Source organism: Micromonospora vinacea (genome assembly GCF_015751785.1).
Classification (GTDB): Bacteria; Actinomycetota; Actinomycetes; order Mycobacteriales; family Micromonosporaceae; genus Micromonospora; species Micromonospora vinacea.
Genome location: NZ_JADOTY010000001.1, coordinates 6,059,053 through 6,074,899, shown reverse-complemented (window position 1 = coordinate 6,074,899; position 15,847 = coordinate 6,059,053). Strand labels below are relative to the sequence as shown.

Sequence of the window (15,847 nt, the reverse complement as noted above, 5' to 3'; positions counted from 1 at the left end):
CGATGGACTCGGGCCCTTGACTCTCGGGAAACATCGGGCCACCATCTGACAACGTTGTCACAGATCCTCGCCGTCTGACAACGTTGTCATGTCTGGAGGCAAGATGTCCGAGCCATCGCCGATTTCCCGGCGTACCTTCCTCTCCGCCGGCGCGACGCTGCTGGCGTCGGTCGGGGTGACCGCGGCCCTCCCGGACGCCCTAGCGTCCGCCGCCGTGCCGGCGCCGACCACCACCCCGCCCGCCACCGACCTCGCCCGGTACCGTCCGGTGACGGTCTCCTCGACCGACTACGCGCCGACGCCCGCCACCTTCGCCGTGGACGGCCTGCCGCAGGTCGGCGTCCGGGGGAGTGGGTGGCGCGCCGCCAACGGCGATCCACAGTGGATTTCGGTGGACCTCCAGGCGCTGTGCCGGATCGAGGCAGTCTCCCTGGTCTTCGAGGCCACGCTCACCGACGGGCCGTTCGACGGCAACTACACCGACACCGACGGCGACGAGATCCTCTCCAGCGCCGCGACGGCGTACCGGATCGAGGTCTCCACCGACGGCAGTGCCTGGCGGTCGGTGTACGAGACCAGCGAGGGCCAGGGTGGCGTGCAGGCCATCAAGCTGCCCGAGCCGGTCACCGCCCGCTGGATCCGGATGACCGCCACGAAGCGGTCGAACAGCAACCCGGTGGGCCTCAACGGTTTCCAGGTCTACGGCGTACCGCTGGCCGGCCGGCCGAAGGCCGAGGGCTGGACCAGTTGGGAAGGCGGCAACACCGGTCCGGCGCCCGAGCTGAGGGTGGCCGCGGACGGCACGGTGCCGCTGGAGTCGGGCTGGTCGTTGACGATGGACGACTTCGCCGGCACCGCCGACGGCGCCGAACTCTCCCGTGCCGGCGTCGACGTCCGGTCCTGGCTGCCGGCGACGGTGCCCGGCACCGTGCTGGGCACCCTCGTCGAGCAGGGCCACCTGCCCGATCCGGTGGCCGGCTTCAACAACATGCGCATCCCGGAGGCGCTGTCCCGGCACACCTGGTGGTACCGGCGCGCGCTACGGCTGCCCCGCGACCTGGACACCTCGCCCGGCCGACGGATCTGGCTGGAGTTCGACGGGATCAACCACGAGGCGACCGCCTGGGTCAACGGCGTGCAGGTCGGCAGCGTCAAGCACCCGTTCGCGCGGGCGGCCTTCGACATCACCGACGCGTTGGCCGGTCACCGTGGCGAGCACGTCCTCGCCGTCCGGGTCACCCCGATGCCGCACCCGGGCACTCCGGGCGACAAGGGCCCAGACGGTCGTACCTTCCTCCAGTCGGCCCACCACTACCTTGACGCGCCGACCTACCTGGCGGTGTCCGGGTGGGACTGGATGCCCGCCGTCCGTGACCGGGTCACCGGCCTCTGGGACCACGTCCGGCTGCGCAGCACCGGCGCCGTGGTCATCGGCGACCCGCACGTGCAGACCACGCTGCCCGACCTGCCCGGCACCGACACCGCCGAGGTCACCATCCGGGTGCCGGTCCGCAACGCGGCGGCCACCGCCACCACCGTCACCGTCCGCGCCGAGTTCGACAAGGTACGCGTCGAGTCCACGGTGACCGTCCCCGCCGGCGGGAGCACCACAGTCACCTTCACGCCGGAGCGCTTCCGCGCGCTGCGGCTGCGCAACCCCCGGCTCTGGTGGCCCAACGGCTACGGCGACCCGCACCTGTACGACCTCACGCTCACCGCCACCGTGAAGCGCTCGGTCAGCGACCGGCGTGCGCTCCGCTTCGGTGTGCGCGAGTTCGCCTACGACTGGCACCAGCCGATCGTCATCTCGCCGCCCGGCAAGCCGGCGCTGGAGTTCGTCGACGGCGCGGCGACCCAGACGGTCACGTTCGACCGGCAGCACGCCCGGCACGTGCGCATCCAGGCCGGCCAGCGTGCCACCGGTTGGGGCATTTCGATGTTCTCGCTGTCGGTGGCCGACGGCACCGGCCCGGATCTCGCCCTGCATCGCGACGCCACCGCGTCGTCGTCGGAGAACGACGGCAACGGTCCCAGCAGGGCCGTCGACGGCGACGCGACGACCCGCTGGGCCTCGCAGGCCGAGGACAACCAGTGGATCCAGGTCGACCTCGGCGCGGCGGTCGACTTCGACCGGGTCACCATCGTGTGGGAGCAGGCGTACGCGCTGGACTACCGCGTCCAGGTCTCCACCGACGGGGACTCCTGGAGCGACGTGACGTCGGTCAGCAACGACACCCCGCTGGGCAGCCGCGCCACCCAGGTCGAGACGTTCGCCAGCCAGACCGCCCAGCACCTGCGCATCCAGACCGGCGCGCGGGTGACCTCCTGGGGCGTGTCCATGTGGGCGCTGTCGGTGCAGCGGCAGGCCGAGCCGGACGTCGACCTGGCCCTGCGCCGGACGGCCACCGCGTCGTCGTCCGACAGCGACTCGAACGGCCCGGACCGGGCCGTCGACGGCAACCCCCGGACCCGGTGGTCGTCGAAGTTCGAGGACAACCAGTGGATCCAGGTCGACCTCGGCGCTCCGGTCAGCTTCGACCAGGTCACCATCGTCTGGGAGCAGGCGTACGCCCGCGACTTCGTCATCCAGGTCTCGGACGACGGCCAGCGGTGGACCGACGTGAAGTCGGTCAGCAACGCCGTTACCCAGCTCAAGATCAGCGTGAACGGCGTGCCGGTCTTCGCCCGGGGCGGCAACTGGGGCTGGGACGAGCTGCTGCGCCGGGTGCTGCCCGACCGGCTGGCCGACACGGTCGAGATGCACCGCGACATGAACTTCACGATGATCCGCAACTGGCTCGGCAGCAGCAACCGCGAGGAGCTGTACCAGGCATGCGACGAGCAGGGCATCCTGGTGTGGAACGACTTCTGGCAGGCGGGCGCGTTCCTGCCCAACCCGCCCGGCTACGTCGACATCGCCGCCGACACGATCCGGCGGTTCCGCCACCACCCGAGCATCGTGGTGTGGTGTGGCGCGAACGAGGGTGACCCGCCGCCGATCGTGGACGCCGGGCTGAAGCAGGCCGCAGCCACCGAGCACCCGGAGATCCTCTACATCCCCAACTCGGCCGGCGGCATCGTCAGCGGCCACGGTCCGTACCACTGGGTGGAGCCGGCGACGTACAACAACAAGAACACCTACGACACTGGCGCGTTCGGTTTCCACACCGAGATCGGCATGCCGGTGGTGTCGGTGGTCGAGAGCATGCGCAACCTCGTCGGTGACGCGCCGGAGTGGCCGATCGGTGAGGTGTGGAACTACCACGACTGGTCGACCATCGGTAACCAGCGCGTCGGCACGTACCAGGCGGCGATCGACGCGCGGCTCGGTGAGTCCGACTCGCTCGACGAGTTCGCCACCCGGGCGCAGTTCGTCAACTACGAGAGCCACCGCGCCATGTTCGAGGCGTGGAACGCCAACCTGTGGCAGGACGCCACCGGTCTGCTGCTGTGGATGTCGCACCCGGCGTGGCACAGCACGGTCTGGCAGACCTACGACTACGACCTCGACGTGAACGGCGCCTACTACGGCGCCCGCAAGGGGTGCGAGCCGGTGCACGTCCAGGCCGACCCGGGCACCTGGCAGGTCCGGGTGGTCAACCACACCGCCGCCCCGCTGAACGGGGTCACCGTGAGCGCCCGACGGTACGACCTGAGCGGCCGGTCGCTGGGCTCGCCCCAGCGTCAGCGGGTGGACGTGGCCCGCTCGGCCACCACTGCGGTATTCCCGCTCGCCGTGCCGGACGGCGGCGGGCTGCACCTGGTGCGACTGGAGCTGCGGGACAGCCGCGACCGGCTGCTCGCGGAGAACACCTACTGGCGCTACGACAAGGCCGAACAGGTGCGGGCGCTCAACGACGTGCCGAGCACCCGACTGTCGACGTCGTCGAGCACCGTACGCGTCGTCGACGGGCGCAACACCGTCACCACGACGGTCCGCAACCAGGGCCGTACCGTCGCCGCGTTGGTGCGCCTCGCCGTGCGCGACCAGCGCGGTGAGCGGGTCCTGCCGGCCCGCTACGACGACAACTACTTCTGGCTCCTGCCGGGGGAGAGCCGCGAGGTGCGGATCTCCTGGCCCGCACGGTCGGGCCTCGCCCGCCAGGTCACAGTGACCGCGCAGGCGTACAACTCCTAGGAGTTACGCGGTGGGAAGCGGCCTCCCGAGCCGCTTCCCACCGCGACCGGACTGATCGGACCCCTGTCGGATCAGGATGATGCTGTACGACACGATCCACGCCAGCCAGAGCAGCCAGCCGACGAGGCCGAGCAGGGCCAGCGGGTTGACGCCGTCGATGCCGTACGGACTCGTGGTCGCGGTGATGAACAACAGCGTGGCGGCGAGGAAGCCGATGCCGGCATGCCATCGAGCCATGGCACCGGTACGGATGCCGAACATCGACAACCCGACGAGCGCGGTCGCCAGGAACACCTGGTTGAAGCCGAACAGGGCGTTGTACAAGCCCCAGAGGCCGGTGACGCTGCCGCCGCCGTGCTGGGCGGCGGACATCAGCGCGAGCCGGGTTGCCTCGACGGCGGTGAACACCACCGACTGCATGAGCACGCCAGCGAGCCCGACGAGGGACCACGGGTCCGTCCGGGACCGTTGGTCGCGTTGGAGGCAGACGCACACCCCGACGGCGAAGATCGTGGCCAGCAACCAGGCTGCCGGCAAGAGTGCCGAGGCCATGCGTAGTGCCCCGGATTCGGCAGCGAAGACCGCGGTGATCTCGTCGACGGATGTGGCTTCGGAGGGGGTTGGGAAGCCCGCTGCGGTCAGCAGCAGGTTGGCCGCGATCAGGATGATGACGAAGCCGATGCCGGCGATGCCGGCAAGGCCGTGGAAGCGCATGGAGGTTCCCTTCGGTCGAGGCTCACGTCGACGCGTGGATCGAACGGTGAAAGGCAGGCAGGGCGTGCATTCCGTGGTCGTCGAGCGTGGCTCGCACGAAGCGGTGGAAGCTCGGCCGCGTGAGTTGCCCGAACAGGAATCGGATCGCCCCGGCGGGTATTCGCGCGTAGTTGATGAGCGCGAACGACGATGGTCCGGTGGGGCGCAGAGCGGTGGAGTTGTCGACGCCGGTCTTGGTGGTGTACCAGCCGGTGAGGGAGCGCCAAACGGCTTCGGCGTCGGTGCCCGGCACGGCGGTGAAGTGGTTGAAAAGAAAGGTGCCGTCGGTTCGAGCGTCGGTTTCGCCGATCCGGGCCACGTTGACACCGGCGAGGATCTGCTCGCCGTCGAGGGCTGAGACCTCGTCGCAGGTACGGACGGTCTCCAGGTGCTCCACACTCACAGTCCTGACGAGCATCGCCAGGTCGTACCTGGGTGCGCCCGGCAGTGGCGGGATGAACACCGCCCGGAAGACCTTGACGGACACGACGTCGGGGCGGCGTACGAGTGCGGGAACTGCCTGCACGAGCCGCGCCGCCGCGCTGCGCCGGCGTGGGGTGCGGGTGTAGACGGGCAGTCGTTGCGCGGGCGCAGCCTGGAAACCCAGATAGAGAAATCCGTACGGTTCCGGTTCGGCGAAGCGGGGCAGCGGATGGGACATCACGCATCCTCCGGTGTCGACGGACGCAGCGATACGGCGTCGCGGTGACTGTTACCGTAACGGACAATACCGTGGACGTACAATACCGAGGTGTCTGACGACTCTGCACCACCTGCGGACCGGCCGCTCGCCGACCGGGCCAACTTCCTGCTGTCACAGCTCGGGTTCCACGTTGCGCAGACGTTCGCCGCGCGGCTTGCACCGCTGGGCATCGCACCGAACCACTTCGGACTGCTCATGCACGTGGAGCGTGGCGAGGGGCGTTCCCAGCAGCAGCTCGCCGACGCGCTGGGCGTCCACCGCAAGGTCATGGTCGGCCTGCTTGACGACCTCGAACAGCGCGGCCTGGTGGAACGCCGACGGCATCCAGGCGACCGCCGAGCCCACGCCATCCACCTGACCGGCGCCGCGCGACAGCTACTCCCTCGCGCACGCGAGGTCGCCGACCAGCACGAGGACGAGGTCCTCGCCGCGCTTGACGCCGACGAGCGCGTCGCGCTCATCGCCGCCCTGCAACGAATCGCCGGCGATACCGGGAACCCGCCGGGAGTTCATCCCGGCCTGGAAACGGCCGTCCGGCCCGGAAGCGCTGCCGCCTCGGGCGAGGGCCTTTAGGGCGGTTACCGCACATCACCCCGATGCCCCAGCCCATGCTTGTACGCGGGCCAGGTGCCGCGATGAGAAGGGTGCGGTGGCGACGGCCCGTGACAGGGTCCGAACCCGGGGGGACTGCTCATGTCCGACGCCAGCCGCGCTGGGGGCGCAACGACAGGGTCCACGTCCGGCGCGGTGCGGGTCGCGTTCGCGTTCTGGATCACGCTTGTGGGCACCACAGTGCCGACCCCGCTGTACCCGCTCTACGAGCTGGAGTTCGGGTTCTCGTCGTTGACGGTGACAGTGGTCTACGCGCTGTACGCGCTGGGAGTCGTGGTCGGACTGCTGGTCTTCGGTCGGCTCTCCGACCAGATCGGCCGGCGCCCGGTCATCCTCATCGCGCTGTTGCTCTCCGTCGCCGCCGACGCCGTCTTCCTGGCCGCCGTCGACCTGGCGATGATCATCGTGGGTCGGATCCTCGCCGGGCTGTCCGCCGCACTGATCATCGGCACGGCGACAGCGGCGTTGGCGGAGCTGATCGACCCCCGGCACCCGAAGCGTGCCGCCACCGTGTCGATCTTCGCGAACCTGGGCGGCCTGGCCACCGGCACCCTGCTGTCCGGGATCGTGTCGGACGTGGCACCCGAACCGCTCCGGCTGCCCTGGGTGATCGTGTTGATCCTGGCGGTGATCGCGATCATCGCGCTGCGCGGGGTGCCGGAGACGGTCCGGGAACGTTCGCCGGTGACAGTGCGGCTGCAGCGGTTGCACGTGCCGGCGACCATCCGTGGCGCCTTCGTCCGTTCGGCGCTCACCGCCGGCGCGGGTTTCGCCGCCCTCGGGGTGCTGACGTCGGTGAGCGGGCTGTTCCTCGGCATGGTCCTGCACGAGACCTCACACACCCTGGCCGCGCTGGTGGTCTTCGTGGCTTTCACCGGCGCGGCGTTCGGTCAGCTGCTGACCCGCGTGTTGTCCTCGCGTGCCGCGCTGGCCAGCGCCTGCGCCGGCCTGGTCGTGGGGGCGGGCCTGCTCGCGTTCAGCATGTGGATGGCGTTGCTGGCGACGCTCATCATCAGCGCGGCGATCATCGGTGTCGCGTCCGGGGTGGCGGTCGGCGACGGCATCGCGACGATCACCATGAAGACCGAGCCGCAGCACCGGGCCGAGGCGGTGTCGACCTTCTTCGCCATCCTGTTCGCCATGCTCGGTGTGCCAGCGGTCGGGGTCGGTCTGCTGATCCAGACCATCGGTCTGCGCCCGGCCGGCGAGATCTTCAGCGCGGTGGTGGCGGTGCTCGCGCTCGTGGTACTGCTCAGTCTCCTGCGGAAAGACCCGGCCCCGCCCGCGCCCACGGCGAAACCCGCGGCCTGAGCTGACGGCGGTGCCGGCTGGCCGAGCGGGTCGGTAGGGGTTGGTGGTGGTCTTTGCTCTGCTTCAACGGACGCACCACCGGGTGTCCGGATATCGGACACGTGCCGTTGCGCGGGGTGAAGCAGAGCAAAGGACGCGCGGTGCAGCCGTCGGCCCCCGTGGACGCACCCCACGCGGCCCGCGGACGGGCGCCGAGAGCCATTCATGGAGGTCTTGCGGCGGTCATCGTATACAACATACGCTCCCCGAATCGCCCACTTGAGGAGCTCTCCATGACGAACCTCTCCGTCCGCGACACGAACCTGCCCCGCCGCCGGGTGCTCCGGGCCGCCGTTGCGGCGGCCGCCGTCGTCTGCACTGTCGTTGCCTGCTCACCGGTGTCGAACAACGACGGCGGCGACCCGTCCGGCGGCGACCAGTCGGCAGGCCAGGATTCCTTCGGCACGCCCGCCGACCCCGCCGCCGTGAAGCAGGGCGGCAAGCTGGTCATCGCCCTCTCCGCCGAGCCCGACGCGCTGGACCCGACGCTGTCGAGAAGCCTCTACTCCCGCTACGTCTTCCAGGCCATGTGTCAGAAGCTCTACGACGTCAACGAGCAGGCGCAGGTCGTACCGCAGCTCGCGACGGCCCTGCCCACCACGAGCGGCGACGGCCGGACGGTGACCATTCCGCTGCGGCCCGGCGTGCGCTTCGCGGACGGCACGGCGTTCGACTCGGCCGCGGTGAAGGCCACCCTGCAACGCCACCTCACCAACGCCCGGTCGGCCCGCAAGAGCGAACTGGGCCCCATCGACGGCGTCGACACCCCGGACGCGCAGACCGTCGTCCTGCGGCTGAAGCAGCCGTTCGCGCCGCTGCTCGGCGCCCTCGCCGACCGGGCCGGCATGATCATGAGTGCGCAGGCGCTGCGGTCCAAGGGCGACGATTTCGCCTCCGCGCCGGTCTGCGTCGGCCCCTTCAAGTTCGCGAAGCGGGTGCCGCAGAACTCCATCGAGGTCGTACGGGACCCGAACTACTACGACGCCAACAAGGTGCACCTGGACGCCATCTCGTGGCGGATCCTCACCGACGCCAGCATCCGCGCCGCCAACCTGCGCTCGGGCGACGCCCAGGTCGCCGACTCCATCTCCACCCAGGACGTCGCCTCGCTGCGCCAGGACGCGGCGGTCTCCGTCCTCCAGTCGCAGTCCCTCGGCTACCAGGGCCTGACCATCAACGTCGGCAACGTCGACGGCGTCGGCACCGCCCCCAAGCCCATCAACCGCCCCCTCGCCCAGAACGCCAAGGTGCGGCAGGCCTTCGAGCACGCCATCGACCGCAAGTCCCTGGTCGACGCGGTCTTCAACGGTCTGCACGCCGCCGCCTGCTCCCCGATCTCGCCAGCGAGCACGTTCTCGTCGCCGGAGGCGCAGACCTGCCCGGCGCACGACCCCGCCAAGGCCAAGCAGTTGCTGGCCGAGGCCGGCGTGCAGACGCCGTACACGGTCACGATGCTCGCCTCGAACACGCCCGACACGCTGCGCCTCGCGCAGGCGTTGCAGTCCATGGTCAAGGACGGCGGATTCGACCTGAAGATCAACCCGGTGGAGTACTCGTCGCTCCTCGACGAGCAGGACCGCGGCAACTTCGAGCTGCTGCAACTGGGGTGGAGCGGCCGGATCGACCCGGACGCCAACATCACGAACTTCGTCGGCACCAGCGCCAGCCAGAACGTCGCCGGCTACAGCAACCCCCAGCTCGACACCCTGTTGACCCAGGCCCGGCAGGCCGGCGACGTCGAGGAGCGCCGGAAGCTGTACGGGCAGGCTGTCACTCTGCTCCAGCAGGACGACGCCCTGATCTACCTCTACCGGCAGCGCAACCTGACCGCCGTCAGCAAGCAGATCCAGGGCCTTCAGGTCTACCCGGACGGCGTGATCCGGGCGGCCTTCGCCGGCTTCGGCAAGTAGGCCGCCGTGGCCCGGTATCTGCTCACCCGCGCCTGGCAGTCGGCGCTGACCCTGCTGTTGTCGACGATCGTGGTCTTCGTCGGCGTACGGGCGCTCCCCGGCGACCCGGCCCTCGCCCTGGCCGGTGAGGACCGGTCGCCGGAGGCCCTGGAGGCCATCCGTCGGCACTACGGGCTGGACCAGCCGCTGCCGGTGCAGTTCGCCCAGTACGTGGAGCGCATGGCGCAGGGCGACTTCGGGGTGTCGATCCGCACCGGTACCCCGGTGTCGTCGATGCTCACGACCGCCCTGCCGGTGACCGTCGAGCTGTCCGTCCTGGCGATCCTCATCGCGGCGGCGCTCGGCGTCGGCGCGGGGGTGATCGCGGCGGTCCGTCGTGGACGTCCGGCGGAGTGGCTCGCCAACGGCCTGGCCCTGATCGGCCTGTCGGTGCCGCACTTCTGGCTCGGGCTGCTGGCGATCCTCTACCTGTCCGTGGCGACCGGGCTCTTCCCCGCCTCCGGCTTCGTGCCGATCCTGGAGGACCCCGTGGACAACCTGCACCACATCGTCCTGCCGGCGGTGATCCTCGGCACCGGCCTCGCCGCGATCATCATGCGGCAGACCCGGTCGGCGATGTTGGACTCGCTCTCCTCCGACTACGTGCGGACGGCGAAGGCGAAGGGCCTGCGACCGCGCGCCGTCATCACCCGGCACGCCCTGCGGAACAGCCTCATCGTGGTGGTGACCGTGGTGGGTCTCCAACTCGGTGGGCTGATCTCGGGCGCTGTCGTCACCGAACAGATCTTCGGGCTGCCGGGCTTCGGCAAGATGACCATCGACGCGGTGTTCCAACGGGACTATCCGGTGATCCAGGCCGTCGTCCTGCTCACCGCGGCGGCCTACATCGTGATCAACTTTTTCGTGGACCTGCTCTACTCGGTCATCGATCCCCGCATCCGGGTGACGGGAGATCCGGCATGACCGTCCTCACCGTACCGATGGCGGAGACCGGTGCCGCCAGCGTCACCCGGCGTACCCGGGTGCTGCGGCGGCTGCGCCGCAACCCGCTCGCCGTGGTGAGCTTCGTCGTCCTCGCGCTGGCGGGCGTCATCGCGCTGCTCTCGCCCTGGCTCGCGCCCTACTCGGTCGACCAGACCGACTTCGCCCGTACGTTCGCACCTCCCGGCACCGCCGGGCACCTGCTGGGCACCGACGATCTCGGCCGGGACGTCCTCTCCCGCATCATGCTCGGTGCGCGGGCGTCGTTGCAGGTCGGGCTCCTGGCGGTGGCCACGTCGTTGGTCATCGGGGTGCCGCTCGGGCTCGCTGCCGGCTACTTCCGGGCCTGGGACGCGGTGATCTCGCGTTTCACCGACCTGCTGCTGGCGTTTCCGTTTCTGATCATGGCGGTGGGGTTGGCGGCCATCCGGGGCGCCAGCCTCGGCAACGCCGCGGTGGCCATCGGCATCGCCCAGATCCCCGGGGTGATCCGGGTCGTCCGCTCGGACACCCTGCGCCTCAAGTCGCTGGACTTCGTGGCGGCGGCCGTCGTGGACGGCGCGAGCGACCTCTGGGTGCTGGCCCGGCACATCCTGCCCAACGCGACCTCGGTGATCCTGGTGCAGGCCACTGTCGCCATCCCGGCCGCGATCCTCGGCGAGGCGGTGCTGTCCTTCCTCGGCCTCGGCATCCAGCCGCCCGCGCCCAGTCTCGGCACCATGCTGGCCACCGCCCAGCAGTTCGCCGCCCGCGCACCCTGGGCCGCCGTCTTCCCCGGCGTCGTGATCATGGGTCTGGCGCTGGCGTTCAACGTCTTCGGTGACGCCCTGCGCGACGCCCTCGACCCGAAGGGAGACCGACGATGACCACGCCCTCCGCGCCCGTGCTGGAGATCCGCGACCTGTCGGTGTCGTTCCCGACCGAGACCGGCACCGTCTCGGCGGTCGACGGGGTCAGCCTGGACCTCGCGGCCGGGGAGATCGTCGGGATGGTGGGCGAGTCGGGGTGCGGGAAGAGCGTCACCGCGATGAGCATCGCCGGACTGCTCCCGGGCAGCGCCCGAGTCACCGGGTCGGTGCGCCTGGACGGCACGCAGCTGGTCGGGGCCCGCGAGTCGGCCCTGCGTCGGGTCCGTGGCCGGGAGATCGCGTACATCTTCCAGGAGCCGATGACGTCGTTGAACCCGGTGCTCACCGTCGGGCGGCAGATCGGGGAGGTGCTCCAGGTCCACGAGCGGATGTCCCGACGGGCGGCGCGGGCGCGCGCCGTCGAACTGTTGACGCTCGTCGGGATCCCGTCCGCCGCCCAGCGGGTCGACAACTATCCGCACCAGCTATCCGGCGGCATGCGCCAGCGCGTGATGATCGCGATGGCGGTGGCCTGCGGCCCGAAGGTGCTGGTGGCCGACGAGCCGACCACCGCACTGGACGTCACCGTCCAGGCCGGCATCCTCCAGGTGCTGCGGGACCTGCGCGACCGGCTCGGCACGAGCGTCCTCATCATCACCCACGACCTCGGCGTGATCGCCGACATCGCCGACCGCGTCGTCGTCATGTACGCGGGCCGGGTGGTGGAACGGGCGCCCGTCGACGACCTGTTCGCCCACCCGCGGCACCGGTACACGGCCGGACTGCTGTCGGCGTCACCGCAGCCGGGCCGGCACGCCGGCACCGACCGGTTGACCGAAATCCCCGGACTGGTGCCCGTCCTGGCCAGCCAACCCGACGCCTGCACCTTCGCGGATCGCTGCCCAGCCGCCGATGAGCAGTGCCGAGCGGCCGCCCCGCCGCTGGAGGGCATCGGTGGCACCGACCATGTCGCGGCCTGTTGGCACCCCTGCACGACGGCACCGACGGCAGCTCAGGAGGCGAACCGATGACGCCGCACCCGAACGCCCTGGAGATCGCAGACCTCGTGATGCACTTCGGCCCGGTGCGCGCCGTGGACGGGGTGTCCCTGACCATCCCGCGGGGCCGGGTCACGGCCCTGGTGGGGGAGAGCGGTTCCGGAAAGTCGACGGTGGGCCGATGCGTGGTGCGGCTCGTCGAGCCGACCGCGGGAACGGTCCGGATCGCGGGCACCGACGTCACCCACCTGTCCCGACGGCGGCTGCGCCCCCATCGCGGCGCGGTGTCGATCGTCTTCCAGGACCCGGCCGCGTCACTGGACCCACGCATGCTGGTGGGCGAGATCGTGGCCGAGCCGTTGCGGCTGGCCGGCAAGCGGATCTCCCGGCGCGACCGGGACGCCCGCGTCGCCCCCCAACTCGAGCGGGTCGGCCTACGCGCCGAGGTGGCCCGTCGCTATCCCCACGAGCTGTCCGGCGGGCAACGTCAACGGGTCAGCATCGCGCGGGCCCTGATCTCCGAGCCCATGCTGCTCATCGCTGACGAACCCACCAGCGCGCTCGACGTGTCAGTGCAGGCGTCGGTGCTCAACCTCCTCGCCGACCTGCAACGCGACATCGGGTTCGCCTGCCTGTTCATCACCCACGACCTCTCCGCTGTCGAGTACCTGGCCGACGACATCGCGGTCATGTACCTGGGTCAACTCGTCGAGACCGGCAGCCGCGAGCGGATCTTCGCCCGGCCCGCCCACCCGTACACGCAGGCGCTGCTCTCCGCCGCGCCGGTGGCCGACCCGGTGCGTCAGCGCCACCGTCAACCGGTGCTGCTCGGCGACGACCTGCCGTCCGCGCTCGACCCGCCGTCGGGCTGCCGGTTCCGGACCCGGTGCCCGCTCGCCTTCGACAGGTGCGCGACGGAGGTCCCGGCGCAGACCGCGATCGGCGACGGCATGGCCGCCTGCCACCTGGTCCGACCGGACGGCACCGGTCCCGACGTTCGCACCACAGATCCCAGTGAGGTGTTGTCATGACGTTCACCACCCGACCCACGTTGCAGGGCACCTTCGGCATGGTGTCCTCCACCCACTGGCTCGCCAGCCAGGCCGCGATGGGCATCCTGGAACGCGGGGGAAACGCCTTCGACGCCGCGGTCACCGCCGGGTTCGTCCTGCACGTCGTCGAGCCGCACCTGAACGGGCCGGGCGGCGAGGTGCCGGCCATCGTGGCCACCGCAGCGGACCCGACGCCGAAGGTGCTGTGCGGGCAGGGGCCCGCGCCGGCAGGCGCCACCATCGCGCACTTCCGGTCGCTCGGCATGGACCTCATCCCGGGTGCCGGCCCGCTCGCGGCGGCCGTACCCGGCGCGGTGGACGCCTGGCTCCTGCTGCTGCGCGAGCACGGCACGCTCACCCTCGCCGAGGTGCTGGAGCCGGCGATCGGCTACGCCGGCGCCGGGCACCCGCTGGTGGGCCGGGTCGGTGACACGGTGGCGGCCGTCCGGTCGTTGTTCGAGGAACACTGGCCCACCTCCGCCGCGCTCTGGCTGCGCGGCGGCCGACCACCCGCCGCGGGGGAGATGGTCACCAACCCGGCGTACGCGGACACCCTGCGCCGACTCGTCGAGGCGGGACGGGCGGCCGGCGCCGACCGGGAGGCCCAGATCGAGGCCGCCCGCCGGGCCTGGAGCACCGGCTTCGTCGCCGAGGCGATCGACGCGTTCAGCCGGCGACCGTTCCAGGACTCCAGCGGCCGCCCGCACGCCGGGCTGGTCACCGGCGACGACCTCGCCGCGTACTCGGCGAGCTGGGAGACGCCCGCCACCCTCGACTGGCACGGCTACTCGGTGGCGAAGACCGGCTTCTGGGGTCAGGGCCCGGTGCTGCTGGAGTCCCTGGCCACACTGGACGCGCTCGACGACCCGGGCGCGTACGACCCGGACACCACGGCGGGCATCCACGCCCAGGTCGAGGCGCTCAAGCTCGCCTTCGCTGACCGGGAGGCCTGGTACGGCGACGATGTCGACGTGCCCGCCAAGGCGCTGCTCTCCCCGCAGTACGCGCGGGAGCGGGCCGCCCTGATCGGCGATCGCGCGTCGGCGGAGTTGCGGCCGGGGCGTCCGGACGGGGCGCAGCCGCGCCTACCCGCCCACGTCGGACCGGGTGCCGGGCGGCGTACCGGGCCGACGGACGCCACCACGGGAGAGCCGACAGTGCAGTCGGACGGGGTGACCCGGGGCGACACCTGTCACGTGGACGTGGTCGACCGCTGGGGAAACATGATCTCCGCTACGCCCAGTGGTGGTTGGTTGCAGAGTTCCCCGACGATTCCGGAGCTCGGTTTTCCGCTGGGCAGCAGGTTGCAGATGTTCTGGCTGGAGGAGGGGCTCGCCTCATCGCTGGCGCCGGGCCGCCGCCCGCGTACGACGTTGAGCCCGACGATGGTGCACCGCGACGGTGAGCCGGTGCTGGCCTGCGGCACCCCCGGTGGCGACCAGCAGGACCAGTGGCAGTTGCCGTTCCTGCTGCGGCACCTCGTCGGTGGCCAGAGCCTCCAGGAGGCCATCGACGCGCCGGCGTGGCACACGGTCAGCCTGCCGGGGTCGTTCTACCCCCGCAACATGGAGCCCGGTGTCCTGGTGGTGGAGGACCGGCTCGACGAGGGCGTGCTGGCGGCCCTGCGGGCGTACGGGCACGAGGTGCGGGTCACCGACGGGTGGAGTCTCGGTCGGCTCTGCGCGGTGACCCGTGACCCGACGACGGGCGTGCTGGCCGCCGGCGCGAACCCCCGAGGGATGCAGGGCTACGCGTGCGGCCGTTAGCGGGCGCCGTAGCCGCCTTCGGCGTTCTCGTACGCCGCGGCGGATGCCGCGTCGAGGTGGTCGAGCGCGGCCCGCTCGGCGCGGTCACCGTCGCCTGACTCGATGGCGTCGACGAGCTGGATGTGCTCGGCCCACGAGTGTGGCGCGCGTTCGGCCGCCCCGAGCCGGAAGACCCACTGGACATGGAGGTAGAGCGACTTGGCGATCGACGACAGCCAGGGGTTTCCGCTGATCTGGAGGATGCGCAGGTGCAGCGTGCTGTTCAGCTCGGCGACCCGGGCCAGGTCCTGCCGCTGGGTCGCCTCACGGCCCTGGTCGAGCAGGGCACGCAGGGACGCCACGTCGGCCGCTGTCGCCCGCTCGGCGGCCAGTCGGGCGGCCAGCGCCTCCAGACGCTCGCGCACGGCGAACATGTCGGTGATGGTCCCGCTGCTCGGTGAGGCGACGACCGCTCCCCGGCGGGGGAGGATCACGACGAACCCCTCCGCCTCGGCGACGCGCAGCGCCTCCCGGACGGGGTTGCGGGAGACGCCGAAGTCCTCGGCGAGCCGGTCCTCGGTCAGCCGTTCCCCGGGCAGGTAGTCGCCGTCGATGATGGCGGTCCGCAGCGCGGCGAGGACCTGATCGCGTAGCGGCAGGTGTTGCGCGCCGAGCTTGTCCCGTAGGTCTTCAGCCACCTGGTCGCCTCTCCGTGAACGTGTCCGGACAAAGTGTATACGAAGAACAATTACTGGAA

Annotated in this window: 12 protein-coding genes; 9 read left to right on the top strand and 3 right to left on the bottom strand. The window is 71.0% G+C overall.

Annotated features, from left to right (window positions below; all coding sequences use genetic code 11):
• The first annotated feature begins 103 nt into the window (after window positions 1-103).
• Window positions 104-4,138 carry a discoidin domain-containing protein gene (locus IW249_RS28460; protein WP_196923580.1) on the top strand — a complete coding sequence of 1,345 codons (4,035 nt, stop codon included), beginning with the start codon at window positions 104-106 and terminating at the stop codon, window positions 4,136-4,138.
• A gap of 3 nt (window positions 4,139-4,141) precedes the next feature.
• Here IW249_RS28460 and IW249_RS28455 read toward each other — a convergent pair whose 3' ends face one another.
• Both IW249_RS28455 and IW249_RS28450 read right to left on the bottom strand, forming a co-directional pair.
• The gene (locus IW249_RS28455; RefSeq protein ID WP_196923579.1) at window positions 4,142-4,852 is read right to left on the bottom strand and encodes a hypothetical protein; all 711 of its coding nucleotides are present in this window, start codon (window positions 4,850-4,852) and stop codon (window positions 4,142-4,144) included.
• 22 nt (window positions 4,853-4,874) lie between these two features.
• Entirely contained in the window at window positions 4,875-5,552 is a 678-nt protein-coding gene (locus IW249_RS28450; RefSeq protein ID WP_196923578.1) for a hypothetical protein, read from the bottom strand.
• A gap of 90 nt (window positions 5,553-5,642) precedes the next feature.
• On the opposite strand from IW249_RS28450, the gene IW249_RS28445 reads away from it, so the two are divergent.
• The 8 genes from IW249_RS28445 (at window position 5,643) to IW249_RS28410 (ending at window position 15,111) form a co-directional block, all read left to right on the top strand.
• The gene (locus IW249_RS28445; protein ID WP_196923577.1) at window positions 5,643-6,167 is read left to right on the top strand and encodes a MarR family winged helix-turn-helix transcriptional regulator; all 525 of its coding nucleotides are present in this window, start codon (window positions 5,643-5,645) and stop codon (window positions 6,165-6,167) included.
• A 120-nt stretch (window positions 6,168-6,287) separates the two neighbouring features.
• Window positions 6,288-7,517 (top strand): MFS transporter, encoded by a 1,230-nt coding sequence (locus tag IW249_RS28440; RefSeq protein WP_196923576.1) that lies wholly within the window; start codon window positions 6,288-6,290, stop codon window positions 7,515-7,517.
• A gap of 272 nt (window positions 7,518-7,789) precedes the next feature.
• On the top strand, window positions 7,790-9,466 hold the full coding sequence (locus IW249_RS28435) for an ABC transporter substrate-binding protein (protein ID WP_196923575.1): 1,677 nt from the start codon (window positions 7,790-7,792) through the stop codon (window positions 9,464-9,466).
• A 6-nt stretch (window positions 9,467-9,472) separates the two neighbouring features.
• A complete protein-coding gene (locus IW249_RS28430) occupies window positions 9,473-10,429 on the top strand; it encodes an ABC transporter permease (RefSeq protein WP_196923574.1) in 957 nt (318 codons plus the stop codon).
• On the top strand, window positions 10,426-11,313 hold the full coding sequence (locus IW249_RS28425) for an ABC transporter permease (protein WP_231392683.1): 888 nt from the start codon (window positions 10,426-10,428) through the stop codon (window positions 11,311-11,313). The genes IW249_RS28430 and IW249_RS28425 overlap by 4 nt, the downstream gene beginning before the upstream one ends.
• The gene (locus IW249_RS28420; RefSeq protein WP_196923573.1) at window positions 11,310-12,326 is read left to right on the top strand and encodes an ABC transporter ATP-binding protein; all 1,017 of its coding nucleotides are present in this window, start codon (window positions 11,310-11,312) and stop codon (window positions 12,324-12,326) included. Before IW249_RS28425 ends, IW249_RS28420 begins: the two co-directional genes overlap by 4 nt.
• Window positions 12,323-13,324 (top strand): ABC transporter ATP-binding protein, encoded by a 1,002-nt coding sequence (locus IW249_RS28415; protein WP_196923572.1) that lies wholly within the window; start codon window positions 12,323-12,325, stop codon window positions 13,322-13,324. Before IW249_RS28420 ends, IW249_RS28415 begins: the two co-directional genes overlap by 4 nt.
• The gene (locus IW249_RS28410; RefSeq protein WP_196923571.1) at window positions 13,321-15,111 is read left to right on the top strand and encodes a gamma-glutamyltransferase family protein; all 1,791 of its coding nucleotides are present in this window, start codon (window positions 13,321-13,323) and stop codon (window positions 15,109-15,111) included. Before IW249_RS28415 ends, IW249_RS28410 begins: the two co-directional genes overlap by 4 nt.
• Here the strand turns inward: IW249_RS28410 and IW249_RS28405 are convergent.
• On the bottom strand, window positions 15,108-15,788 hold the full coding sequence (locus tag IW249_RS28405; RefSeq protein WP_196923570.1) for a GntR family transcriptional regulator: 681 nt from the start codon (window positions 15,786-15,788) through the stop codon (window positions 15,108-15,110). The two genes, IW249_RS28410 and IW249_RS28405, sit on opposite strands and share 4 nt — an antisense overlap.
• Window positions 15,789-15,847: the final 59 nt, after the last annotated feature.

Excerpts from the sequence above, each read along its gene's own strand:
- IW249_RS28425 (WP_231392683.1), top strand. The coding sequence starts at position 10,426 with ATGACCGTCCTCACCGTACCGATGGCGGAGACCGGTGCCGCCAGCGTC.
- IW249_RS28460 (WP_196923580.1), top strand. The coding sequence starts at position 104 with ATGTCCGAGCCATCGCCGATTTCCCGGCGTACCTTCCTCTCCGCCGGC.
- IW249_RS28455 (WP_196923579.1), bottom strand. The coding sequence starts at position 4,852 with ATGCGCTTCCACGGCCTTGCCGGCATCGCCGGCATCGGCTTCGTCATC.
- IW249_RS28410 (WP_196923571.1), top strand. The coding sequence starts at position 13,321 with ATGACGTTCACCACCCGACCCACGTTGCAGGGCACCTTCGGCATGGTG.
- IW249_RS28440 (WP_196923576.1), top strand. The coding sequence starts at position 6,288 with ATGTCCGACGCCAGCCGCGCTGGGGGCGCAACGACAGGGTCCACGTCC.
- IW249_RS28420 (WP_196923573.1), top strand. The coding sequence starts at position 11,310 with ATGACCACGCCCTCCGCGCCCGTGCTGGAGATCCGCGACCTGTCGGTG.
- IW249_RS28435 (WP_196923575.1), top strand. The coding sequence starts at position 7,790 with ATGACGAACCTCTCCGTCCGCGACACGAACCTGCCCCGCCGCCGGGTG.
- IW249_RS28415 (WP_196923572.1), top strand. The coding sequence starts at position 12,323 with ATGACGCCGCACCCGAACGCCCTGGAGATCGCAGACCTCGTGATGCAC.
- IW249_RS28450 (WP_196923578.1), bottom strand. The coding sequence starts at position 5,552 with ATGTCCCATCCGCTGCCCCGCTTCGCCGAACCGGAACCGTACGGATTT.